This window comes from Umezawaea tangerina (assembly GCF_003002815.1).
Lineage (GTDB): Bacteria > Actinomycetota > Actinomycetes > Mycobacteriales > Pseudonocardiaceae > Umezawaea > Umezawaea tangerina.
The window spans coordinates 356,579-380,540 of sequence record NZ_PVTF01000011.1 but is presented as its reverse complement, the minus strand read 5'-3'; the positions used below and the strand labels follow the sequence as shown (position 1 = coordinate 380,540).

The window sequence follows — 23,962 nt, the reverse complement described above, 5'->3', positions numbered from 1 at the left end:
ACCTGTTGCAGCAGCACGAGTTCGGCTACTACACCTTCCACGACCTGGTCCGCAGCTTCGTCCGCCAGATCCTCAAGAACTCCGACCACGCCGACCACTCCGACGCCTCCGACGTCCCCAACGCCCTCAAAGGCCTGCTCGACTACCTGGTGCACACCAGCGACCACGTCTGCGACATGCTGTTCAGCGGCCGAGTCCGACTGCCGACAGGGGTCACCGACCCGCCACCCATCCCAGCGCGGCTGCTGGACCACAAGAACGCGCGCGCATGGCTGGCCAGGGAACGGGCCACCCTCGAGGCGGCCGCGGTGCTGGCCTACGAGCAGGGCTTCGACCGGCACGCGGGCCACCTGACCCGCAACGTCGTCTTCCAGCTCGACACCATCGGCCTCTACACCGAGTTCGCCGAGATCACCCAGCTCTCCGTCCAGTCCTCCCGCAGACTCGGCGACCGCGAACTACTGCACCTGAGCCTGTCCAACTCCGCCGTCGCCAACTGGAAGCTCGGCCGGTTCGAAGCAGGCATCAAAGCCGCCTCCGAAGCACTGGAGATCGCCCGCGACCTCGACGACAAGCGGGGGTTCGCGAAGGGCATCGGGATGCTGGGGGTGCTCACCGCGCACGCGGGCAGGTTCGACGAGGCGCTGCCGATGTTGCAGGAGTCGATCCGCATCAAGCGGGAACTCGGTGTCGGGCGGGCCGAGGCCGAGTCCCTGGTCAACCTCAGCTCCCTCTACGAGGAATGGGGCCGCTACCCCGAAGCCGTCGAGGCCGCCAGCCGGGCCGTGGCCCTGGACAACGAGTTCCACATCCGCGGCCAGCAGATCATCGCCTGCGTCAGCCTCGCCCAAGCACACCTGGGCATGCACGACCACGGCAAAGCCGACCACCAGCTCGACGTCGCCAGGGCACTGGTCGAGGAGTTCGGCGCACCCGCCGGCAACGCCGCACTCGTCTTCGCGTTGTCCGCGCTGACCCACCACCGACTCGGCCGCGACGAACTGGCCGACCAGTACGCCGACCTGGCCCTGCGCAACCACCGCGGCCACTGGACCACCACCCGCCAGGTCGAGATCGACAACATCATCGGCCGACTCCGCCGCGCCCAAGGACGACACACCGACGCCCTCACCCACCACCTCATCGCCTACGAGGTCGCCTCCGCCATCGGCTACCGCATCGCCGAAGCCCGCGCACTCGCCGGCCTCAGCGAAGCCGAGAACGCACTCGGACGCACCGAAGCCGCACGCGAACACCTCCGGCAGGCCAGCGAGGGCTTCGCCGACATGGGTGTCCCGCTGACCGCTCGCACCTGAAGCGGGCGGGGTCCACTCCGGACAGCGCGACCGACCCCGTTGCGCGACAACGAATCCTCCACCACCGGGATCCCGCCCGTCAACGGCACCGCGGGTGCCCGAGGTCGGGGCACGGCGACACCTTCGGCGGCCACTGGTCGACCCCGAGCACACCGGTGGCGCACGCCCGCGCCACCAGCTCGGCGCGGTTGCCCGCGTTCAGCCTCCGTTGCAGGCTCTTGACGTGGTAGTCCACCGCCTGCCTGCTCAGCCGCAGCCCGCGGGCGATCCGCAGACTGGACGCGCCCGCGGCGACGGCTTCCAGGATCGTCGCGTCGAGCGGGGTGAGGCGCCTGCGCGGGCCCGCGCCCGTGAAGGGACAGCCGCCGCACCTCTCGGGCTCGTCCTGCCGCAACACCAGGGGAACCTCCACCCGGACCGGCCGCGCCCCTGGCGCGCTCACCGGTTCCACCCCTCACCGGAGGAGCCGACGTGGTACCCGCGCGGTGTTCCGGCGACCGCCGCGACGGCCCACCCGCCCATGCCCGTGCAGGCGGCGAAGTCCTTGGAGCATCCCGTTTCCGGTGTGCCGGTCATGGCGCCCGACCCTCCCGCCCCGGTTCCCGTGTGGTCATCCGTCCTGGTCCGCACCGTCGTCGTCCCGGCCGCTCGGCCCCTGTCCGAGGGCGACCTGGGCCGCGCCGTCCAGTGCGATCAGGATCCACTTCTCGAAGTCCACACCGTCCTGCTCGGCCGCCGCCCGCCACCACCGGACCTGCGCCTGCGGCGCGGTGACCCGCGGCAGCACCACCTCCGGGGGCGGCCGGAGGTCCTCGGAGCCGATCCGGGACCGCCGGATGGTCTCCCGCAACTGGTTGCGGGACCAGTGGTTGCGCTCCGCCTCGTCCAGCCAGCGGTCCTGCTCGTCGTCGGGAAGAGCGGCGACCTCGGCGTGGTGCTGGAAGCTGAGCTGGTCGCGCCTGCGGGAGAGCTCGAACCTGCGGGCGATCCAGGCGTAGTTGCGCAGCGTCTGGTAGTCCAGCCCGGCCTCGGCGATCGCGACCCGGTAGCGGTCGCGGTACTCCTTCTGACCGCAGATCAGCCAGTCCCCGAGGCACCACGCGCTCGAGTCGGCTATCCGGGCGATCTGGAGTCCCGCCCTGGCCCAGCCCTCGTAGGTGAGCGTGGCCGGGAGCCTCAGCCCGACCCGCGAGAACAGCACCTGCCCGGCGGAGTCCCCGAGGCGTTGCGGCTCCTGCCGGGTGCGGGGCGCAGGTCCGTGACCGTTCCCCTCACGTCGCGGGTCGCCGAGGCCGTGACCGGGCGGAGTCGCTGTGGTTCCCATGGTGCTCGACCTTTCGTTCGCGAAATGCCCGAGTGGGTGCGAGCATCGGATGGGGACCGCCGGTGACGCGGGCTGGACGACCGCGTCCGGGAACCGGCACACTTCAACGGGGTTCGGAGGCGTTCCCGGCGCAGCACCAGGAAGCCCCATGAGCGGGACTGGAGCCCGTCGGACGGGCGTGTCTTGGGGGGAAGGACCCTGATCGGCTCAGGTGTTGCGCGTCTACGAGCGGCGCGCCGTGCCGTGGTCCTCGGACGCGGCCCGTGACCGGTACCCGCGTCGCGCGGCCTCCGGGCGCCTGCCCGGCTCGGCCGTGTCGTGCACCCACCGCGACCGACCGGCGTACCGGAGGGCGGTCGGGATGGTCCTCATGCCTTCTCCTCGAGAGCTCGCACCGACGCCCTCGGCGGCCGCTCCGCGGCCTCGACCACTGCTGACGGGTAGATCCTCGACTCGGTGGTGGTCCACCGCACGTCCGTGGAGGTGCGGGCGATCCACGCGTCCCCGGTCGTCTCCGGGTCCGACGCGCCGGGCATCGCCGTGCGCCGATGCGGGACCACGCCCGTCACCCGCCCACAACGCCGACCGCCTGGACACCGCTGTCGTCCTCGGGGATCAGGCGTTCGACTTGCCGCCGGGGACCGAGCTGGGCCCCTCCTCCGAACAGCAGTCCGGCACGTCCGAGGCACCGAGCGCCGACCGCCCTTCGGAACCGGACGCCGTGACGAGGTGCACGCCGTGCGGGGCGTGGGACTCCTGCGTGGCGTCCAGGTAGCCGGCACCGGCGACCGCGACCAGAACCGCCATGGCAGCCGTGCCCCACAGCCTCCGGGCGACGCCCTGTCGGGTCACGTCGGAGCGTCCACCGGATCGGGTCGTCTCGTTCATGTCGATCTCCCTCGCACTTGTTCTTCGGCTTGGCTCCAATCCTGTGAAGTGGCGGTTCCTCTGAGATCCGCCTGCGTTACCCGTGCGAGGGAATGAAAAGGGAACTCGAGCAAAACGGACAAGGACTCGGATCAGTCCGACGGTGCTCCGGCCTCGTCCAAGCGCTCGCGGACGACCTCCGGCGAGACGCCTTCCGCGAACACGCTCGGCTCCCGGTCCCCACCGGGGGACCCCGGAGGCCAGGAGGACCGCGTCCCCGCGAACCACCGCGGTCGCGGCGGTTGCAGGAGCGCCCCGGCCAACGCCCGGAACAGCTCGGTCGCGACGTCGAACCCGGTGGCGACCTCGATCAGCTCGGAGATCCCGTCGACGCTGAAGCACGGCCGCGAACGCAGGACGCGGGGCTCGGGACCGGTCAGCGCGACCCGTGTCTGCGCGGGGCCGAACTCGTGGCCGACCAGGTCGAGCATGCTGGTGACCGCGGCCCTCACCCGCACCATCCTGAGCTCGGGCAGGCTCGCCGGGTACACATAGGACCTCGCGCCCGCCTCCTCGACGCGCTCGGTGATGGCGATGACCCGGTGCATGCCGTCGACGGTCAGCGTGGAGACGACCACCTCGGGGTCGGAGTCGAGCTTCTCGACCGCGAACGGGCCGGAGTGCGGTTCACGCGCCCGCGCCCACTCGTCCACGTCCTCCCCCGACCGGACGACGACCTGCTCCCGGTCCGCGCGGATCACCGCGTGCCAGCCCAGGTCGCCGACCACCTTGCGCACCTCGTCGACCGTCGCGGCGGTGTACTCCCCCACCGCGGACTGCCAGGCCGGGACCAGCTCGCGCCCGAAGAGGTCGTCGTCGGACCCGGCCGCGGAAAGCGGATCGCGCAAGGGAAAACCCGCGCCGTCGAGGACGTGGGTGACCCGGTGTTCGCCGATGAGCTCGCGGACCACCACCGCGGTCCCCCGGTCACCACGGCCGTCCACTCCGACCACGCGGTCGGCGGGCAGCGGGATGTCCTCGGCACGCTGTCGCCCGTCGAGCACGACGCGGACGTCCAGGCCCGCTCGCACGGCCTTGCGCACGAGCGCCGGGTCCGGGAAGACCAGCAGCAGGCGCGCGGGCGGCAAGGACTGGGACGACCCCGCCATCACGACACCTCCCCTCGTCGACGGACAACCGCTGATCGGCTCGTGTGACAACGTGACATGGCGTACTCCACAGTTCAGCCGGCCGTCCGAACCCACCCGGCCGCCACCGGCGATTGCACGTGATTCCTATTGAGTTGACCTGGTCGCCGCCAGGCAGCAGTCCCGAACCCCACCAAGTGCACCACGGGTGCGACCACGCACCCCGGCCGCGTTGTACGGCAAGCCGTGGCGAGTGCTCTTCAGCCCGCGGGCAATACCCTTCGGAAAACCTCTGAACAATAGGGAGCCGGAGATCGAAGTACAGCAGAATACGCGCGCCGAACCGGACGCCTTCGGCGGCCGGCGGCCGGGCCCCGCAGATGGCATGTCTACGCCACTCGCCTGCCGACCCCCTGGTGACCACTTGATGCGGTGACACCATTGGCGCTGCTCGCAAAGCACATACTCCGAACTCTCCTGACGCGCCCATCCGCATCGCCCGGCCGACTCCACCGCGAATCGGACGAAGACGACGACGCCGATGACCTTCTTGCCTGCCGCAGACTCCCGCAACAGGGCCCCGATCGCAAACAACTCGGGCCGGTTTTCCGGTTCTGCCAACGGTTCACGTACTCTCCCGCAATTCGGGCACGATGCACCACTTGCAACGCCCCTGGTGACCGGACCACCTCCGCCCGCCGACGCCGTCGTTCCACCGCCGAAACCGGTGTCCCGGTGAGCGGTACCCGGCGGTCGGCGCCGGGCCCGGACCGGTGCGCCCGCGTCCCGCCGGCGGGACGCCGCCGACCTGCGCCCTCTCGCGGTAGTCGACCACGGGACCCCGTTCGTTGACGAGATGCCGACGTCGGCCGGACGGTGCCGCGCGCCGCGTCGGCCCGTCCACCACCTGCCGGAGGACCAACACGTCCCACCATCCGGTCGTGCCACCGGTGGCACGAGTGGCGGATCGACGGAGGACCCGCACGCGCACCGGCGACGAGCCGGGGCGGTAACAGGGACTTGGGGCGACGAAAAGTCCTACTTGCGCGCGAGACGGCCACCAGGCACGTGAATAACGCCGTCGTCCGATCGCCTAATGGCCGCGAACGCGCCGGACCCGACGTTTTCCGTCGGGCACCCGCGGACGCATGGTCGACTTCGGGACAACACGTCGGCCGCCGTTGTTTTGCCTAATGCCAAATTCGTGGTCACGACCGGACAAGTGCTGACCGGAAACACCGTCCCGCCAGCGGGACGCGGGTGTTCCACCGATCTTGCCGCGTTCGCCGGGAGCTGTTTATGCTCCGCCGCGACGCATGGACATCGACAGGACAAAACACGTCGGTTCCCGCGGCGGACAATCGATTCGCCGCCCACCGCCCGGCACACCGGCGGTCGTGCACGGACCATGCGGTCCGGTTTCCGGTTCAGCGCAGCTCAGCGACATCCGAGAGGTCGTCCACGCCGGACGGCCGAAGCTCGGAGTGGAATGCAGCCGAAAGAGGAACATGAGCGACATCCAGCGTTTCGTCGGGAGACAGGAACACGAAGGTGCCCCGGACCGGGACGCGCCCCGGTTCGCCGTCCTCGGACAGGTGCGGGCGATGCGCGACGGCAGGACGCTGACCGCGGCGTCGCCGCAGCAGCAGGCGTTCCTTGCGGCGCTGCTCCTCCACTCCGGACGCGCGAGCGGGCTCGCCGAACTGGTGTACGCGCTGTGGGGCGAGAACCCGCCCGACGCCGCGGTGTCCACGGTGCGCACCCACGCGTGGCGCTGGCGCACGCTGCTGGAGCGGGGCGGCGGGGCGCACCGCGTCCTGCTGTCGGTCGGGGACGGCTACCGGGTGGTCGTCCCGGAACTGGGGCTGGACCTGGACTTCGCCGAGGACCTGGCGCGCCGGGCCCGGCAGGCCGGTGCCGACGGGAGGCTGGAGGCCGCCGACAAGCTGCTGGCCGACGCGCTCGCGCTGTGGCAGGGCAACCCGTTGTCCGGCCTGCCGGGTCCGTTCGCCGAGCAGCAGAGGGTGCGCCTGGGCGAGCTGCGGCTCGCGTGGACCGAGGAGCGCCTGCGCCTCGCGCTCGCATTGGGGCGGCACGCGCTGGTGCTCCCCGAGCTGACCCTGCTGGCCGCGGAGCAGCCGTCGCGCGAGCACGTCCACGAGCTGCTCATGCGGGCGCTGCACGCGGCCGGGCGGCAGACCGACGCGCTCGCCGTGTTCAGCCGCCTGCGCCAGGCGCTGGTCGAGGGGCAGGGCATCGAACCGGGTGCGGCCCTGAAGTCCTTGCACCACAGCATCCTGGCCGGCGAACCGCCCGTCGCGGAGCCGGTCGCCCGTACCGCGACCGCGTTGCCCCGGCCCGCGCCGGCGGTCCCGGTGCCCCGGCAGCTGCCCTCGGCGACCGCGGACTTCACCGGTCGGCACGCGGAGATCGACGCCGTGGTGCGCGCCCTCACGGCACCTGCCCGCAGCTCACCCGCCGTCGTCGCGGTCACCGGCACCATCGGGGTCGGGAAGTCCGCGCTGGCGCTGCAGGCCGCGCACCGGGTGCACGACGCCTTCCCGGACGGCGAGCTGTACGCCGACCTCGGCGCCGCGGGCGCGGGGTCGACGACCGCCGGGGTGCTCGAAGGTTTCCTGCGCGCGTTGGGGCTGGCCGCGGAGGCGGTGCCGGACTCGGTGCCGGAGCGGTCGAAGATGGTGAACACCGTCCTGGACGGGAGGAAGGTGCTCGTCGTCCTGGACAACGTCCGCGTCGCCGAGCAGATCCGCCCCCTGGTACCGGGGTCGGCGGGGTGCGGGGTGCTGATCACCGGCTGGGCGCCCCCGTTCGGGGTGCCCACCACCGAACGGGTGTGCCTCGGGGTCTTCACCGCCGTGGAGGCGCTGGACCTGCTCGGCGCCGTGGTGGGCGCGCAACGCGTGGCCGCCGACCGGGCGGGCGCGCTCGCGCTGGTCGAGGTGTGCGGGCTGCTGCCGCTGGCGGTGCGCTCGGCCGGGGCGCACCTGGCCGCCAGGCCGAGGTGGAGCTTCGGCATGCTCACCGCGAGGCTCGCGAGCGATCCCGCGGGCGCCATCAGGCTGGGCTCCGGTGACCGGTCGATGCTCGCCGCCCTCCGGGCGATCGAGGCCCAGCTCACCGACGACCAGCACCGGGCGTTCCTGGCGATGGCCTCGGCGGGCCCGGAGTTCGGGCTGCGCGCGGCGAGCGCGGTGCTGGGTGTCGCCGAGCGCGAGGCGGAGGACCTGGTCGAGTCGCTGGTCGACGTGGCCGTGCTGGAGTCGCCCTCGCCCGGCCAGTACCGCTACTCGCACCTGCTGTGGTCGTTCGCCCGCCACTACGGTCGCCTGCACTACGAACAGCCCGACCCGGCGTCCCGGATCGCCTGACGCCGAATTCCGCCGCGCGTTTCCGATCGCCCGGTGGAATTCGGCGGTCGACCGCCGGAGGAATGCCGTGCGGTGACGTCCGAGTCCGACCGGCGGGCATGGCGGCCACGGCCGCCGAGGCAGCGGACGATCACTACTTCCACCACTCCGTCCGACGCGAAAGAACCGAGCGCGCCCACGGCACCTCATTTCACACCGCCGCCCCCGCCGCACCGGGTCGACCATTCCCGCGCGGGCCGGGTGCAGCGCGATCCCGATGGCCATGAGCCAGGAGCCCGCCACGGTCGGGCGCACCCCATCCCCCAGCAGACGTGCCTGGTAGAGCCCCATGACCTCCGGACGTTCGCCAGGCCGGGCCGCAGGTCCGCATGCGGCGGCCCGTCGTGGACAGCACCTGCGTCCACTCCCCGCCGACACGCCGCCCGAGCCCATCCGGAAATCGACGCAATGAGACGCTGAAAACAGGTGTACCCGGTCGAATATTCGGCGAATACCGTTCATAGATCCCGTTCATTGCGATTTCCCACGACGAATGTCTAACGTCTTCACCGTGCCCGTTAGCGCTTGCCGGTCGGGTTCCACTTGGACGGAGAAGACGACATCACCAACTCGCCCGTCATGCTCACAGGTCCCGACCGGCAGGCAGGGCGACATCCGGTGCCGATGATTGTCACGAGACGAGGAGCGGATCCAAGGTGAGTCTGGAGACGAACATGTCGGACGCCTTCTACGATCCGGAGCTGTATTCCCTGAAGATCGGCTACGCCCCGCGTTTCGACCGGATCTACGCCGACCGGCTCGCGGGCGTGCCCGCCGGGTCGACCGTGATGGAGCTCGGCTGCGGCACCGGCGACGTCCTGCTCCCGTTGGCCCGCAGCGGGATCCGGGTCATCGGCGTCGACAGCTCGGCGGACATGCTCGGCCACTTCGAGCGCAGGCTGCGCGAGGAGCCCGCCGACGTCGCCGACCGCGTGGCGCTGGTCCGGGAGACCCTTCCCGAGGTGCCGTCCACCGAACCGGTGGACGCGGTCATCCTGCCGAACGACATCGTCTCCCACCTGGTCGACGACCCGGCGGTGGACCGGTTGTTCGCCAACATCCGGTCCGCGCTCGCCCCGGACGGCCTCGTGGTGCTGGACATGGCCGAGTTCGACGTGGTCGAGCTGGGGTCGATCGCCGCCGCCCCGCACGGCCTCACCCGCCCCTACGGCTTCTTCCCCTACACCGAGGACCGCCACCTCCGCGTCGAGGAGCACGTCACCTACGACCGCGCCGCGGGCGTGGCCGACAGCGTGATGCGCTACGAGGTCCTGGAGTCGGACGCGACCGTCGGGTCGGTCCGGTACCGCAGGCTCCGGATGCACCCGAGACGGGCTCGCGAGATCACCCTGGCGCTGCGGCTCGCGGGCTTCGAGGTCACCGGTGTCGAGGACATCGGCCACCTGCTCGGCAAACAGCCCGGCGGCCTCCAGGACCTCCTCATCCAAGCCAGACCAGCCCGCACGACGTCCACCGCCGCGCACGCCGGAGGGATCTGATGCAGACCTACGACACCGTGCTGGTGATCTCGCCGCACGCAGACGACGAGGTGCTCGGCTGCGGGGGCATGCTGGCCCGCCTGTCCGCCGAGGGCAGTCGTGTCCACGTCCTGTACCTGTCGGTCGACGGCATGAGCCACTACGGGCTGGCGAACCCGGTCACCTACGAGGCCAGGGTCGCCGAGATCGACCGGGTCGCGAAGCTGCTCGGCTTCGAGTACACGATCGCCTACGGCGACCGGCAGCTCAACGAGCGCCTGGACACCCTGCCCCGGCGCGAGCTCGTCGACCTGTTCCAGGACCACCTCGACCGGCTGCGCCCCGACCTCCTGCTGCTGCCCAGCGGCGACGACTACGACCAGGACCACGTGGCGACGTTCACCGCCGCGTTCGCCGCCGCGCGCCCCATCGGCCGTTCCTTCGGCAAGTGGCTCGTGCCGCACGTCATGAGCTACGAGATGTCCAAGCTGCAGTGGGCGAACAAGCCCCTCGCCCTGTGCACCGCGTTCCTGGACATCAGCGACCACCTCGACGCGAAGCTGGCCGCGTTGCGCGAGTACGCCAGCCAGCACAGGCCGGTCCCCCACATCCGCAGCGAGGAGTCGGTGTCCGCTCTCGCCGTGCTGCGCGGTGCCGAGATCGGAGTCCGGTACGCCGAGGCGTTCGAGGTCCACCGGACCCTCCTCTAGGTCCATTGCACAGTCGGTAGTCGGCCGGGCGGAGTCCGGCAGAGGGGAGAGCCGCACGTGGAAGCGGCACAGACAGATCGCGTCGTCGTGGTCGGACTCGGCTACGTCGGCATCCGGATAGCGCACGAGGCGATCATGGCCGGGCTGTCCGTCGACGGCTACGACACGGACGCCGGACGGGTGGGGCTGCTGAACTCGGGACGCTCCTACGTGGACGACCTGAGCGACTCGGACGTGGGTGACATGCTGGCACTCGGGTTCCGGGCGAGCTCCGAACCCGACGTGCTGGCCTCGGCCACCGCCGTGGTGGTGTGCGTCCCCACGCCCTTGCACGCCGACCGCACACCGGACCTGACGGCGGTGCGCGCCGCGGGCCGCACCATCGCCCCGTTCCTGCGCGCCGACATGCTCGTCTCGTTGGAGTCGACGACCTACCCCGGCACCACCGAGGACGTCTTCCGGCCGTTGCTGGAGACGACCGGTCTCGTCGCGGGCGAGGACTTCTCGCTGGTGTACTCCCCGGAGCGGATCGACCCCGGCAACCGGGCCTTCGGGCTGCGCAACACCCCGAAGATCATCGGCGGGCTCACGCCGCAGTGCGCCGAGCACGCGGCGCGGATCTACGGCAAGCTCGTCGACCGCACGGTGTTCACCGCGGGGCCCCGCGAGGCGGAGATGGCCAAGCTGCTGGAGAACACCTACCGCAACGTCAACATCGCGCTGGTCAACGAGCTCGCGATGAGCTGCGACGCCTTGGGGATCGACGTCTGGGACGTCGTCTCGGCGGCGGCCACCAAGCCGTTCGGCTTCGAGAGCTTCCGGCCGGGCCCCGGCGTGGGCGGGCACTGCATCCCGGTGGACCCGCGCTACCTCACGCACTGGGCGCGCACGTCGGGACGGCGGCTGACCATCGTCGAGGCCGCCGACGAGGTGAACACGGGGATGCCCGGCTACCTCGCCCAGCGGTTGGCGAGCTCGCTGCACGAGTGCGAGCGGCCGCTGGAGGAGTCCTCGGTGCTGCTGCTGGGGGTGACCTACAAGGCGGACATCGCCGACACCCGCGAGACCCCGGCCGCACCGCTGGTCAGGAGCCTGCGGGAGCGCGGCGTCCGCCCGCACTTCCACGACCCGCACCTGGCGGAGTGGTCGGTGGACGGCGTCCCCGTGCCGAGGGCCGAGCTCGACGCACTGTCCACTGTGGACGTCGTGGTGCTGCTGCAGCCGCACGCGGAGTACGACGTCGACGACATCTGCGCCCGGTCGCGCGTCGTGTTCGACGCGCACGGCGTCGCCAAGTCCCCGAACGCGGTCGCGCTGTGACCGCCACGCGGGCGGACGGGGACACGACGATCGCCGTCTCCGTGGTCATCCCCGCGCACAACAGGTCGACGGCGCTGCGCAACGGGCTGCGCAGCCTGCGGACGCAGTCGTTGTCCCGCGACGCCTTCGAGGTCGTGGTGGTCGACGACGGCTCCGAACCGCCCCTGTCCGGCGAGATCGGCGACCTCGTCGACGGCGAGCACGTCCGGCTGGTCCGCCACGACTCGGCGCGGGGCGCGGGTGCCGCGCGCAACACCGGCGCGGAGGCGGCGCGGGGCGGGCTGCTCGTGTTCCTCGACGTGGACTGCCTGTGCCACCCCGACCTGCTCAGCGCCCACCTGCGGGCGCAGGCGGACGGCCCGGTAGCGGTGTGCGGCTTCTCCAGCGGCCGGGAGATCACCCCCGCGGCGTGGCGGATGACACTGGGCGACGACTGGGACTTCACCGACGCGGAGGCGACGTTCGCCCGCGCCGCGAAGACCCCGGCGCTGCACGACCCGCTCACCGAGCTGCTGGCCGAGCCCCGCCCCGCCGACTGGGCGTTCTTCTGGACCCTCAACGTCGGCGTGCCCAGGTCGGCCTTCGACCAGGTCGGCGGGTTCAACCGCGACTTCGAGGTGAAGGGGTGCGAGGACCTCGAGCTGGGCTACCGGCTGGCGAAGGCGGGGTACCCCACCGTGTTCGCCCCCGAGGCGATCACGATCCACCAGCCGCACGAGCGCGACCGCAACACCGAGGTCGTCAGGGACCGGCGCAACGAGCACGTCCTGGTGCGCGCGTACCCCACCCTCGAGGTGGAGGCCGTGTGCAGCTACGACATCGCCAACTCCCGCGAGCTCGTCCCCGCCGTCGAGCGGTTCGCCGCGGGCCTGGAGACCGGGACGTCGGACTGCGCCCACCTGGGGCGGCTGCCCCGGCTGGTCGAGCGCGTCGCCGACTGCGGACCGGTGCTGCTCGTCGGCGCCCCGCGGGGGTGGCCGGAGCGGCTGCGCCCGCCGACCGCCGTGTGCCACCCGCACCACGTCGACGACGTCGGCCAGCGGCAGGACCTGCGGCTGCTGGGGACCCGGATCCCGGTGGAGGACAAGCACTTCGACCTCGGCCTGATCACCGACTACTGGCGCCAGCTCCCGGAGCGCACGGTCAGCCGGGTCCTGGCGGAGATGCACCGGACGTGCAAGGACGTGCTCGTCCTGTCGGGGGTGAGCAGCACCCCGGTCGAGCGGCCCGACCCGGACCTGGCCGGGGCGCTGGCCGCCCACGACCACCCCTACTGGGAGTTCACCGTGCGCCTGCGCCGGGAGCTGCACCAGTTCGACCTGGCCGAGTGGGAGGGCGGTGGGCGGGGACCGACGGCGTTCGCCTGCCCGCCGCGGCACTGGCCGACCGCCGAGCTCGGCGAGAACGCCGCGGCGTCCCAGTGAAGGAGGCAACATGCGAACCCTGGTGACCGGAGGCGCGGGCTTCATCGGCTCCCACCTGACCGAACACCTGCTCAGCGCCGGTGACGAGATCGTCGTCCTGGACGACCTGAGCATCGGCGGCGAGGCCAACCTCGCGGCCGTGTCGGACCACCCCGGTCTGCGGGTGGTGGTCGGCTCGGTGTGCGACCGCGACGTGGTGGACCGGTGCGTGCGCGACGTCGACCGCGTCTTCCACGCCGCCGCGTCCGTGGGCGTGCTCAGGATCCTCGAGAAGCCGTTGCAGGGCCTGCGCACCAACATGCGCGGGACCGAGGTCGTGCTCGACGCGGCACTGCGCCACGACGTCCCGATCCTGGTCACCTCCACCAGCGAGGTGTACGGCAAGAACAGCAAGGTCGGCCTGTGCGAGGACGACGACCGGATCCTGGGGTCGCCGCTCAAGAGCCGCTGGTCCTACGCGGAGGCCAAGGCGGTCGCCGAGTCGCTGACCAAGGGCTACGTCACCGAGCACGGGCTGACCGCGGTCATCGTGAGGCTGTTCAACACCGTGGGGCCGCGGCAGACGGGGCAGTACGGCATGGTCGTGCCCCGCTTCGTCGGGCAGGCGTTGTCGGGGCAACCGCTGACCGTGTACGGCGGCGGGGAGCAGATCCGCTGCTTCTGCCACGTCCTGGACGTGGTGCCCGCCATGGTGGCGCTGCTGGAGGACGAACGCGCGCACGGCGACGTGTTCAACCTCGGCGGCACCGAGCAGGTGAGCATCGCCGACCTCGCCGAGCGCGTGGTCGCCGCCACCGGGTCGACGAGCGAGATCGTCCACCTGAGCTACGAGCAGGCCTACGGGGAGGGGTTCGAGGACATGCGCCGCCGTGTCCCGGACTCCACGAAAGCGTTGGAGCGGGTGGGTTTCCGCCCGCGCCGGAGCCTGGACGACGTCATCGCCGACGTCGCGGACCACTGGAAGAGCCGCCTGGAGGTGGAGCATGCCTGAACGGGCGAAGACGACGGAGAGCCCGGACTTCTTCACGACGTACGGCTTCGTCGTCCTGAGGAACCTGCTGGACGGCGACGAGGTCGCCCGGCTGCGCGCCGAGGTCCTGGAAGCGCTGTCGGCCAACTACGAGCTGCCCACCGAGCAGGTCGTGGAGGCCAGCGGCACCAAGGGGTACTACCTGCCGATGACCGGACCGCGCACACCGGTGAGCCGGGCGCTGCTCGGGGACGCGCGGATCGTGGACGCCGCCCGTGCCTTCCTCGGCCGGGACGTGGTTCCCAAGCCGGCCAAGGGGATCCTCTACCGGGACGCCTCCAGCTGGCACGCGGACTCCTACGTCCGCGAGCTGGACGCGGTCAAGGTCGTTGCCTACCTCGACCCGCTCGACGCGGGCACCGGCGCGCTGCGCGTGCTGCCGGGCTCGCACCACGCGGACGTCAGCGACTCGCTGCGCGAGCACCGGGCGAACAACCCGCCCGGCTCGCCCGTGCTCGACGAGGAGCTGGAGTCGGCGCTGTGGCCGGGACTGGCGCTGGAGACCGACCCCGGCGACGTCATCGTCTTCGACGTCAACCTGTGGCACGCCAGCCTGTCCGGCCGCGACCGTCTGCAGTGGAGCGCGTCCTACGCCGCCGTTCCGCGCGACGAGCGGGAGACGGCCGCCGTCCGCCACTACGTCCTGTCCTTCCTCGACGCCGGGCACGAGTACGACACCGAGCGCTACCCCTACTTCGACCCGGACTGGTCGCTGCCCGGCGCACCGCCCTACGCCGAGGCGCTGAACCGGATCTGCGCCCCCGCCTGACCGGCAGGCGCACGCGCGGCAGAACAGGAGGCAACAACCAGTGTCCGGCTACTACAGCAAACGGTTCCGGGACGAGCTCGAGGCCGCGGTCGCCGAGGCCTACGCCGACGAGCTGGGGGCGGCGGAGGTCACCCCGCGGGACGGGTTCGCGACGCTCAGCGGGTACGTGGCCGCGGCGTCCAGGGTGGCCGACCGGGTCCGGCGGGTCACCAGGGCGCAACTGACCGCGGAGGCGGTCATCCAGCACGACACCGTGGAGCGGGTCGCGGCCCACCTGCGTTCCCAGGCACCCGCGGAGAGCTGCGTGCAGCTGCCCGCCGGGGCCGTACCGGGCGCGGTGAACCTGTTCTACTTCCACTCCGCGTCGGGCAACGCCTTCGCGATCAGGACCCTGCGCAACCACCTGCCCGTCCAGCTCACCGGGGTGCGGGCGGCGGGCCTGCACGGCGAGCGCGACGTGCCCACGACCATCGACGAGTTCGCCACGACCTACCTGGAGCAGATCCTCCGGGTGCAGCCGGACGGCCCCTACCTGCTGTGCGGATTCTCCACGGGCGGAACCATCGCCTTCGAGATCGCCTGCAGGCTCAGGAGGTCCGGCGCCGAGGTCGGGCTGCTCGCCATGTTCGACAGCCAGCCGCCGGACCCGACGGTGATGGAGAGGCTGCAGTCGGAGGACGACCTGAAGCGGGGCAGGCTGCGCGAGATCCTGCGCCGGGTGGGCGACTCCCCCGACGCCGAGGTCGGCCCCGGCGACGCCGGCGTGGTGGAGGCGCTGCGGCGCTCCCACGCGCTGGCCGAGGAGATGGACGCCGAGACGCTGGAACGCCAGCTGCTCGTGTTCGCGCGCACCCTGCGCGCCGACTGCCTGTACGAACCGGGCCACTACGACGGCGAGGTGCACTACTTCGCCGCCGACACCCCCGTCGAGCTGGTGCCCGGCTGGAAGCCCCACGCGGCCGCCCTGCACCTGCACGACATCGACGCCGAGCACTACGAGTACGCGATCTTCGCCAACCAGGAGTTCCGCTCGATCTTCGGGGACCTGGTGCGCGACGCGCTGGCCGGGAGGACTGACGCCGGATGACCGACAACGGTGCACGAGCCGAGAACCACGACCTGAACATCGTCGAGTTCGAACGCAGGGCCACGGTGCTGACCAGCATGCCGAGGGTGCTGTTCATCGAGCTGACCGAGAACTGCAACCTGTCCTGCCCGATGTGCCGGTCCGCCGGCCCCTTCCAACCCTCGCGCAACATGAGCACGGAGCTGTTCGACCGGGTCGCCGAGGAGCTGTTCCCCACCGCCGAGATCGTCGACCTGCGCGGCTGGGGCGAGAGCACCATCCTCAAGCGCTTCCCCGAGTTCGTCGACAAGACCCTCGCGCACGGCTGCCGGATCCGGCTGGTCACCAACCTGACGGTGCCCAACGAGCAGCTGTGGCGCAAGCTGGTGCGCAGCGGCGCGCTGATCGCGGTGTCGTTCGACGCCGGTGAGCCGGAGACCTTCGAGATCCTCCGCAAGGGCGCCAAGTTCGACGTCGTCATGCGCAACCTGCGGATCCTCGCCGACGAGGCGAGGGTGAGCGGCGTCGGGACGGACAACATCCACCTCAACGTCGTGGTGCAGCCCGCCGCGCTGGCCGAGCTGACCCAGATCGTGCGGGTGGCCGCCGAGCTGGGGATCAAGGTGCAGCTCAACCCGTTGACGACCGGCGAGGACGACCCGGACAACCTGGTGCACCACCGGGAGGAGCTGCTGGCCGAGCTGACCGGCATGGCCGAGGCGGCGCGGGAGCTGGACGTCGACGTGCAGATCAACGCGGCGCTGGACCCGTTGTGGGCGCAGGACGCGCACGCGGACAAGACCTGCACGCACCCGTGGATGTACTGCTACGTCAACTACCGCGGCCAGGTCGGCTTCTGCGACCACCTCATCGGCGCGCCCGCGGAGCAGCACCTGCTCGGCGACCTGACCACCACGAAGTTCGACGACATCTGGAACGGGAGCGCCTACCAGCGGCTGCGCGCCGAGCACGCCCTCGGCCGCGACGGGCTGTCCGAGCAGTTCGAAGAGTGCAAGTGGTGCTACCACAACAGGTACGTCGACTTCGACGAGACGTCCTACGAGCCCTACCAGGACCACCGGGTGGCCTTGACACCCGCGTTGTGCGGCGGCTTCACGCCCGCCCCGTCCGTGCAGGTCCCCTCCCGGCACACGCTGCCCCTCGCGGTGGTGCCCTCCGGCAACGGCAACAGCAAGGAGACCCCGTGAACGAGCAGACACCCCCGGTGCCGGCCGACCGCCGTTGGCCCGGCTGGCCGGAGACGGACGAGTGGTCGGTGCAGGCGGTGGGCGGCGCGCTGCTCAGCGGCAGGCTCGCCGTCAGCGGCGCCCGCAGCACGTGGACCTCGCGCAACGTCACCGCCGCCAGGGCGCTGGCGGACATGGCCGGGCGCGAGCACTGCGTGCTGACCACCAGCGGGTCCAGCGCGATCCTGGTGGCGTTGCAGGCACTGGGCATCGGTCCCGGCGACGTCGTGCTGATGCCCGCGACCACGTGGGTCAGCTGCGCCACCTCGGTGCTCAGGGTCGGGGCCACGCCCGCGTTCTACGACGCCGACGAGGCGTCCCCCTGCCTGATCGGGGAGACGCCGATCGAGTCGCCCGCCGTGGTGCTCGCGATCCACCTGTACGCCCAGCACACCGACATCGACGCGCTCCGCGTCCGCTTCCCCGACTCGCTGATCATCGAGGACGCCTCGCACAGCCAGCTCTCGCTCACCGCGGACGGCCGCAGGATCGGCAGCCTCGGCGACGTCAGCATCATGAGCCTGCAGGCGACCAAGGTGATCACCAGCGGTGAGGGCGGGGCCGTGCTCACCGACGACGAGGAGGTCGCCGCGCGGGTGGAGTCGCTGGTCATGGACTCCCGCAAGCGCGCGGAGCTCGTCGCCGCGGGGGCCGCCAACGAGCTGGAGCCCGCGTTCCTGCTGCACGGGGCCAACCACTCCGTCTCGGAGGTGTCGGCCGCCCTGCTGCTCGACCAGCTCGACCGGCTCCCGGCGCAGGCCGCGCTGCGGTCGCGCGCCGCCCTCCGGTTCGTGAACCGGCTCGCGGCGGAGGGCTGGCACTGCCCCTCCGACGACTGGGCGTTGCGGTCGGGCAACTTCTACGGCCTCGCGGTCCGCATCCCCGACGGCCGGGGCACTCCGGAGGAGCTGGTCGCGCGGGTCGCCGAGAGGACCGGCCTGACGCTGGACCGGGTGTACCCGCCGGTGCCGGAGGGTCCGCTGTACCGGCCGGGCACGGTCAAGCAGTACTCGGGGATCGGCCACCTCGCGCCGCCCACCAAGCGCTCGCGGCAGTGGCACGAGACCCACGTCGTGGTGCCGCACCACGCCTTCCTGGCCGCGGACGAGCTGCTCGACGGGCTCGTCGACGCCCTCACGGGCAGCGCGACGCCGACCCGGACCGTCCCCCGGCGCACCTCGGTCGAGGTCGTCGTGGTGACCAAGGGCGACCGGCCGTCGTTGGAGGCCGCGCTGGCAGGCGTCGCCGCGCAGCAGGTCGACGCCGACGTGCGGGTGACGGTGTGGTGGGACGGCCCGGCACCTCGTGACCCCGTTGCCGCGCAAGGACTCCCCGACCTGCGGGTGATCACCGTGGACACCGGGCGGGTGCTGCCGGACTCGCCGTTCGAGCGGATCGCCGCGCTGCGCCAGCTCGCCGCGCAGACCTGCGACGCCGACTACACCGCCTTCCTCGACGACGACAACGCCTGGGCTCCCGACCACCTGGCCAGCCTGCTGGCGCTGGTGTCGCGGGACCTGCCCGCGGCGCACTCGTGGCGCACCCTCGTGGACTCCGACAGCAGGCCGGTGGCCGTCGACCGGTTCCCGTGGCTGCCGCCGGGCCAGGAGGCCGTGGACCGCTGGCAGTCCCTGCAACGCGCGGGGGTGGTGGACGCGGAGGGCACCGTCGTCCGCGACGGCGTCGAGGCGGGCATGGTCGACATGGGCGCCTGGCTCTTCGACACCCGGCTGCTGCGGCTGCTGCGGTTCAGCCGTCCCCGCACCCCCGACGAGGTGGCCGGGCGGCTCGGCGAGGACGACGTCGTCCTGGAGCAGCTGGGCAGGCTCGGCGTGCCCACCGCGTGCACCGGGCTGCCGTCGCTGCGCTACCGCCTCGGCGGCATGTCCAATCCCGAATACGCCACGATCTGAGGTGCCGCACGTGGGTTCGCAGGACAGTTCGCACCTGGTGCCGCTCGACGGCGCCGGGTGGCACGTGTGGCGGGAGTTCGTCCTGCGCGGCGCCGGTTTCCCCGCCGCCGACGTGCTGCTGCTCAGCGACCAGGAGCTGGCCGAGGCCGGCGAGCGGTCCTGGCGGTCGCCGGACGACCTCGCCCGGTTCCGGCAGGACTGGGACCGCTGGCAGCTGGTGCTGCGCCCGCGGCTGCGGGACCTGGCCGCCGACCCGCGCTTCCGGGAGGCCCTGGCCTGGCAGAACCCCACGATGGTGCGCAACGCGCTGGACAAGGTGCGCTCGCCCCGCGTCCCCGGCAAGCGCCCCGACCAGGGGCACCTCCTCGCGATGGCCAACTACCTCCAGCGCTACACCACCAAGAACGACACCATCGGGTTCTTCGGGCCCGCGGTGTGGGCGCGGTTGACCGACGACGAGGAGGCCGTGCGGCTGCGGCACGGCGCGGAGCTGGTGACCGACCGCAGGCTGTACTTCGAGGTCTGGGCGATCGACGCGCTGGCCGAACGGCTGGCGCGGGACCCCGACGTCCAGCCGTGGCTGGTCCCCCGTCCGGTCGGCGGCTGCTGGCTGGACGGGGACCTGCTGCGGCGGCCGCACGGCGAACCGGTGCGGCTGAGCGCGGAGCACGCCGGACTGCTGCGGGCGTGCGACGGCACCAGGACCGTTCGCGACCTCGGCGCCGACGCGCTGCCGACGTTGCTGGACTGGCGGGACCGGCACCTGGTGCGCCTGAGCCTCGAAGGGCCCGTGGAAGCGCACCCCGAACGGGCGCTGCGCGACAAGCTGGTCCTGATCGGCGACCAGGCGGCCCGGCGGCGGGCGCTGGACCTGCTCGACGAGCTGGTGCAGGCCCGCGACACCGCGGCGGCCTCCGCCGGTGACGCGGACAAGGTGCTGGCGTCGGTCGCCGAGCTGGACGAGACCTTCCGCCGCGTCACCGGGCAGGACGCGACCCGGCGCCACGGCGAGTCCTACGCGGGCCGCAAGGTCGTCTACGAGGACACCCGCCGGGCGGTCGACCTGGAGCTCGGGCTGCCGGTCCGGCGTGCCGTCGCGGCACCGCTCGGGCTCCTGGCCGACAGCGCGCGCTGGCTGATCGCCCGCGCCGGGCGCAACTACCTCGACCTGCTGGGCGCGCTGTTCGACAGGTGCCTGGCCCACGACGGCGGCACCTCGGTGCCGCTGGCCCGGCTCGTCGGGGTGGCCACGCCCCACCTGCTGGTCCGCACTGGCCTGCCCCGTCCGGTCGCCGCCGCCGTGGCGGAGTTCCAGGACAGGTGGGCCCGCGTCCTGGAGGTGCCCGCGGGCGTGCGCGAGCACTCGGTGCGGGCGGAGGAGATCGCCGGGCGCGTCGCCGAGCTGTTCCCGTCGTCCCCGCTGCCGTGGTCGTCGGCCCGGTACCTCTCCCCCGACCTGATGATCGCCGCCGACGGGCCCAACGCGCTGCGGCGCGGGGACTTCACCGTCGTGCTCGGTGAGCTGCACCTGGCGACCAACACCGTGGAGAGCAGGCTGTTCGTCGAACGGCATCCCGATCGGGTCAGGCTGCTGGCCGCCAGTGCGCGCGACCACGCCGACCGCCGGATCTACTCCGTGCCGACCAAGGACTGGCCGCAGGTCAACTCCAGGGTCTACCCGGCGGCGCTGCTGTCCGAGCGGTTCTACTACTGGTGCCTGCACGACGACAACAGCGGCGCGCCCGGACCGGTGATGCCCTCCGCGGCACTGGAGGTGCACCGCGAGGCCGGTCGGCTGGTCGTGCGCTCCCGGCGCGGGGACGGCGAGTTCGACCTGCTGGAAGTGCTGGGGGAACAGCTGTCGGCGGCCGTCGTCGACGCCTTCCGGCCGCTGCCACCGGCTCCGCACCGACCGCGGGTCTCGATCGATCGCCTGGTGCTGGCCAGGCGGACGTGGTCGTTCCCGCCCGCCGAGATCGGCTGGGCGACCGCCAAGCAGCCCGTCGACCGGTTCCGCGCCGCCCAGCGCTGGCGGACCGAGCAGGACCTGCCCCGGCTGGCCTTCTACAAGGTGCGCGGGGAGCGCAAGCCGATCTTCCTCGACTTCGCCGCGAGCCTGCTGGTCGACCGGTTCGCCAAGGCCGTGCGCCAGGCGGGCGACCAACTCGAGCCCGCGCCCGTGACGGTCTCGGAGATGCTGCCCGACCTGTCGCAGAACTGGCTGGTGGACGCCACCGGCGCCGGCTACACCTCCGAGCTGCGGCTCGTGCTGGTGGACCAAGGGGAGGACGCGGCATGAGCACCGAACCGGCGATCGACGTCCGGGGGCTGTCCAAGTCCTTCGTGGTGCCCGAACGGGAGTCCGGTCTGCGCGCGGCCCTCGGCGGCCTGGTGCGGCGCCGCACGCGCACCGTCCACGCCGTGCGGGACGTGGACCTCACCGTGGCGCGCGGCGAGGTGGTCGGCTTCCTCGGCGCGAACGGCGCGGGCAAGACCACCGTGCTGAAGATGCTCTCCGGGCTGCTGCACCCCACCACGGGTGACGTGGCAGTGCTGGGCCACGTGCCCGCCCGGCGCGAACGGGCCTACCTGCGCCGGATGACCCTGGTGATGGGCAACCGCCACCAGCTCCAGTGGGACCTGCCCGCCTCGGACTCCTACGAGCTCACCCGCGCGATCTACCAGGTCCCCGAGGCGCGGTTCCGGCGCACCCGCGAGGAACTGGTGGAGCTGCTGGAGATCGGCGAGCTGATCCGCAAGCCCGTGCGCACGCTGTCGTTGGGCGAGCGGATGAAGGCCGAGCTGGTCGGTTCGCTGCTGCACCAGCCGGAGGTGCTGTTCCTCGACGAGCCCACGCTCGGGCTGGACATCACGATGCAGAAGCGGATCCGGTCCTTCGTGGCCGAGTACAACCGGCGCCACGAGGCCACGGTCCTGCTCACCAGCCACTACATGGCCGACATCCAGGCGCTGTGCAAGCGGGTGGTGGTGATCCACCACGGCAGGCTGCTGTTCGACGGCGACCTGTCCGCGCTGGGCGAGGAGTTCGCCGCCCACAAGGAGATCGAGGTGACCCTCGACGAGGCCGACGCCGACCTGAGCGGCTACGGCGAGGTCCGCTCCGCCGAGGGAGGGCGGGTGCGGCTGCGGGTCCCCCGCGAGAACGCGCCCCCCACCATCGCGAAGCTGCTGTCGGAGCACAACGTCCTCGACCTGACCGTCGAGGCGCCGCCGATCGAGGACGTCATCGAGCAGGTCTTCTCCTCGGGGACCTCCGGCGCGGCGGTCCCGCGATGACGGCGGTCCGGGAACGCCCGGTGGCCAGGATCCGCGCGCTGGCCGACTTCTACGTCCAGGCGGGCAAGCTCTCCGCGGTCCAGCAGTTCAGCTACCGCGCCAGCAACTACCTGTTCCTCGTCGGGATGCTCGCCGAACCGGTGATCTACCTGGTGGTGTGGCGGACCATCGCCGAGGCCAAGGGCGGCAGCGTCGGCGGCTACACCGCGGGATCGCTGGCGGCCTACTACATCCTGTGGACCCTGGTCCGGAACATGAACCTGGTCTACGCGCCCGCCGGTTTCGAGTGGCGCATCGCCAGCGGCCGGATGTCCGGGCGGCTCCTGCTGCCCGTGCACCCCGTGCACTACGACCTCGCCGGGTTCGCCGGTGCCAAGGTCGTGTGGATCGTGCTGTGGCTGCCGATCGCGGCGCTGCTGACGTGGCTGTTCGAACCGGCGCTGGACGTCGGACCCGTGCAGGTGGCGGTGTTCCTGGTGGCGATCTGGGGCGCGTTCGCCATCCGGTCGCTGTTCCTGTGGGCGCTGGGCCTCGTCACGTTCTGGACCACCCGCGCGGGCGCGCTGTTCGAGCTGTACTTCGTCGTCGAGCTGCTGCTGTCGGGGCGGCTGGTGCCGCTGTCGCTGCTGCCCGGCTGGGCCAGGGCGATCGCCGACCACCTGCCGTTCAAGTGGACGTTCGCCTTCCCCATCGACTCGCTGGTGACCCCGCAGTCCACCGCCCGGCTGCTCGGCGGGCTGGGCATGCAGGCGCTGTGGGTCGCGGTCGGCGCCGCACTGGTCGCCGTGGTCTGGAAACGGGCCGTGCGCAGGTACTCGGGGGTGGGCGCGTGATGGCCGGTCTGGTGTGGAGGTTCCTGCGCGTCCAGGTGCTCAACGAGCTGCAGTACCGCGCCAACTTCCTGGTGCGCCTGCTCAACTCCGCGCTGTCGCTGGTCACCGGGGTGGCCGTGCTCGCGCTGGTGTTCGGCGAGGTCGACCGGCTCAACGGCTGGTCGGCGGGGCAGCTGCTGGTGGTGATGGGCGTGTTCACCATGATGAACGGCTTCGTGCAGATGGTGGTGATGCCCGCCGCGCTCAAGCTGCTCACCGACATCCAGGACGGCGACCTCGACCACGTGCTGACCAAACCGGTCGACGCGCAGCTGGTGGTCGGCGTCCGCGCGGTGCAGCTGTGGCAGGGCGTGGACCTGCTCACCGGTGCCGGGGTCGTCGCGGTCGCCGTGGTGTGGCTCGGCGACGGCGTCGGCCCGCTCGACCTGCTCGCCTTCGCGGTGTCGCTGGTGCTGGGGGCCGTGCTGGTGCACAGCTTCCTGATGATCGTCACCACCACCGCGTTCTGGTTCGTGCGGCTGGACAACGTCGCCGAGCTGTTCTCCGGGGTGTACCAGGCCGCCCGCTGGCCGGTGGGCATCTACCCCGGCTGGCTGCGGGCCGGGCTGACGTTCGTGGTGCCGGTCGGCCTGGCCGTCACCGTGCCCGCCGAGGCGCTCACGTCCCGGCTGACCCCGCAGACCCTCGCCGCGCAGGCCGCGCTGGCACTGGCACTCGCACTGGTCGGCAGGGCGCTCTGGCGCGCGGGCCTGCGCCGGTACTCCGGCGCCTCCTCCTGAGCCCGACCACACC

22 protein-coding genes are annotated in these 23,962 nt (G+C 71.9%); 15 read left to right on the top strand and 7 right to left on the bottom strand.

All coding sequences use genetic code 11. From position 1 onward, the window contains the following. Positions 1-1,316 (top strand): tetratricopeptide repeat protein (locus tag CLV43_RS33995; protein ID WP_146175005.1); only part of this gene is annotated, 1,316 nt, incomplete at its 5' end. Between the two features lie 79 nt (positions 1,317-1,395). Here the strand turns inward: CLV43_RS33995 and CLV43_RS33990 are convergent. From CLV43_RS33990 to CLV43_RS33970, 7 genes are all read right to left on the bottom strand, one after another. After that, positions 1,396-1,758: a helix-turn-helix transcriptional regulator gene (locus tag CLV43_RS33990; RefSeq protein WP_170156139.1), complete on the bottom strand. Its 363-nt coding sequence runs from the start codon at positions 1,756-1,758 to the stop codon at positions 1,396-1,398. Next, on the bottom strand, positions 1,755-1,892 hold the full coding sequence (locus tag CLV43_RS48090; RefSeq protein ID WP_170156138.1) for a hypothetical protein: 138 nt from the start codon (positions 1,890-1,892) through the stop codon (positions 1,755-1,757). Before CLV43_RS48090 ends, CLV43_RS33990 begins: the two co-directional genes overlap by 4 nt. Before the next feature lie 34 nt (positions 1,893-1,926). After that, positions 1,927-2,640 (bottom strand): LmbU family transcriptional regulator, encoded by a 714-nt coding sequence (locus CLV43_RS33985; RefSeq protein WP_170156137.1) that lies wholly within the window; start codon positions 2,638-2,640, stop codon positions 1,927-1,929. Between the two features lie 222 nt (positions 2,641-2,862). Next, entirely contained in the window at positions 2,863-3,012 is a 150-nt protein-coding gene (locus CLV43_RS48085; RefSeq protein ID WP_170156136.1) for a hypothetical protein, read from the bottom strand. Then, positions 3,009-3,200, bottom strand: a complete 192-nt coding sequence (locus CLV43_RS33980) for a hypothetical protein (protein ID WP_146175004.1) — start codon at positions 3,198-3,200, stop codon at positions 3,009-3,011. The genes CLV43_RS48085 and CLV43_RS33980 overlap by 4 nt, the downstream gene beginning before the upstream one ends. Before the next feature lie 55 nt (positions 3,201-3,255). After that, positions 3,256-3,528: a hypothetical protein gene (locus CLV43_RS33975; RefSeq protein ID WP_106192447.1), complete on the bottom strand. Its 273-nt coding sequence runs from the start codon at positions 3,526-3,528 to the stop codon at positions 3,256-3,258. A 131-nt stretch (positions 3,529-3,659) separates the two neighbouring features. Further along, entirely contained in the window at positions 3,660-4,676 is a 1,017-nt protein-coding gene (locus tag CLV43_RS33970; protein WP_106192446.1) for a hypothetical protein, read from the bottom strand. Positions 4,677-6,163: 1,487 nt separating this feature from the next. Between CLV43_RS33970 and CLV43_RS33965 the strand changes: the two genes are divergently transcribed. The 14 genes from CLV43_RS33965 (at position 6,164) to CLV43_RS33900 (ending at position 23,949) form a co-directional block, all read left to right on the top strand. After that, positions 6,164-8,044, top strand: a complete 1,881-nt coding sequence (locus CLV43_RS33965; RefSeq protein ID WP_170156135.1) for an AfsR/SARP family transcriptional regulator — start codon at positions 6,164-6,166, stop codon at positions 8,042-8,044. 695 nt (positions 8,045-8,739) lie between these two features. After that, on the top strand, positions 8,740-9,582 hold the full coding sequence (locus CLV43_RS33960) for an SAM-dependent methyltransferase (RefSeq protein WP_146175003.1): 843 nt from the start codon (positions 8,740-8,742) through the stop codon (positions 9,580-9,582). Further along, a complete protein-coding gene (locus CLV43_RS33955; RefSeq protein ID WP_106192442.1) occupies positions 9,582-10,271 on the top strand; it encodes a PIG-L deacetylase family protein in 690 nt (229 codons plus the stop codon). The genes CLV43_RS33960 and CLV43_RS33955 overlap by 1 nt, the downstream gene beginning before the upstream one ends. A gap of 57 nt (positions 10,272-10,328) precedes the next feature. Continuing rightward, positions 10,329-11,591: a nucleotide sugar dehydrogenase gene (locus CLV43_RS33950; protein WP_106192441.1), complete on the top strand. Its 1,263-nt coding sequence runs from the start codon at positions 10,329-10,331 to the stop codon at positions 11,589-11,591. Further along, the gene (locus tag CLV43_RS33945) at positions 11,588-13,015 is read left to right on the top strand and encodes a glycosyltransferase family 2 protein (protein ID WP_170156134.1); all 1,428 of its coding nucleotides are present in this window, start codon (positions 11,588-11,590) and stop codon (positions 13,013-13,015) included. The genes CLV43_RS33950 and CLV43_RS33945 overlap by 4 nt, the downstream gene beginning before the upstream one ends. A 10-nt stretch (positions 13,016-13,025) precedes the next feature. Then, on the top strand, positions 13,026-14,006 hold the full coding sequence (locus CLV43_RS33940; protein WP_106192437.1) for an NAD-dependent epimerase/dehydratase family protein: 981 nt from the start codon (positions 13,026-13,028) through the stop codon (positions 14,004-14,006). Further along, positions 13,999-14,814, top strand: coding sequence for a phytanoyl-CoA dioxygenase family protein (locus CLV43_RS33935; RefSeq protein ID WP_106192436.1), 816 nt, complete (start codon positions 13,999-14,001; stop codon positions 14,812-14,814). Before CLV43_RS33940 ends, CLV43_RS33935 begins: the two co-directional genes overlap by 8 nt. A gap of 40 nt (positions 14,815-14,854) precedes the next feature. Next, positions 14,855-15,901, top strand: a complete 1,047-nt coding sequence (locus tag CLV43_RS33930; protein ID WP_106192434.1) for a thioesterase domain-containing protein — start codon at positions 14,855-14,857, stop codon at positions 15,899-15,901. Further along, positions 15,898-17,088, top strand: a complete 1,191-nt coding sequence (locus CLV43_RS33925; RefSeq protein ID WP_106192432.1) for a radical SAM protein — start codon at positions 15,898-15,900, stop codon at positions 17,086-17,088. The genes CLV43_RS33930 and CLV43_RS33925 overlap by 4 nt, the downstream gene beginning before the upstream one ends. Then, on the top strand, positions 17,085-19,040 hold the full coding sequence (locus CLV43_RS33920; RefSeq protein WP_106192430.1) for an aminotransferase class I/II-fold pyridoxal phosphate-dependent enzyme: 1,956 nt from the start codon (positions 17,085-17,087) through the stop codon (positions 19,038-19,040). The genes CLV43_RS33925 and CLV43_RS33920 overlap by 4 nt, the downstream gene beginning before the upstream one ends. Before the next feature lie 10 nt (positions 19,041-19,050). Next, positions 19,051-21,339 carry a lantibiotic dehydratase gene (locus CLV43_RS33915; protein WP_146175001.1) on the top strand — a complete coding sequence of 763 codons (2,289 nt, stop codon included), beginning with the start codon at positions 19,051-19,053 and terminating at the stop codon, positions 21,337-21,339. Beyond that, positions 21,336-22,337 (top strand): ABC transporter ATP-binding protein, encoded by a 1,002-nt coding sequence (locus CLV43_RS33910; RefSeq protein ID WP_106192427.1) that lies wholly within the window; start codon positions 21,336-21,338, stop codon positions 22,335-22,337. Before CLV43_RS33915 ends, CLV43_RS33910 begins: the two co-directional genes overlap by 4 nt. Beyond that, entirely contained in the window at positions 22,334-23,170 is an 837-nt protein-coding gene (locus CLV43_RS33905; RefSeq protein ID WP_211304687.1) for an ABC transporter permease, read from the top strand. Before CLV43_RS33910 ends, CLV43_RS33905 begins: the two co-directional genes overlap by 4 nt. After that, complete coding sequence (locus CLV43_RS33900; protein ID WP_106192425.1) at positions 23,170-23,949, top strand: ABC transporter permease; 780 nt, start codon at positions 23,170-23,172, stop codon at positions 23,947-23,949. The genes CLV43_RS33905 and CLV43_RS33900 overlap by 1 nt, the downstream gene beginning before the upstream one ends. The last annotated feature ends 13 nt before the right edge of the window (positions 23,950-23,962 follow it).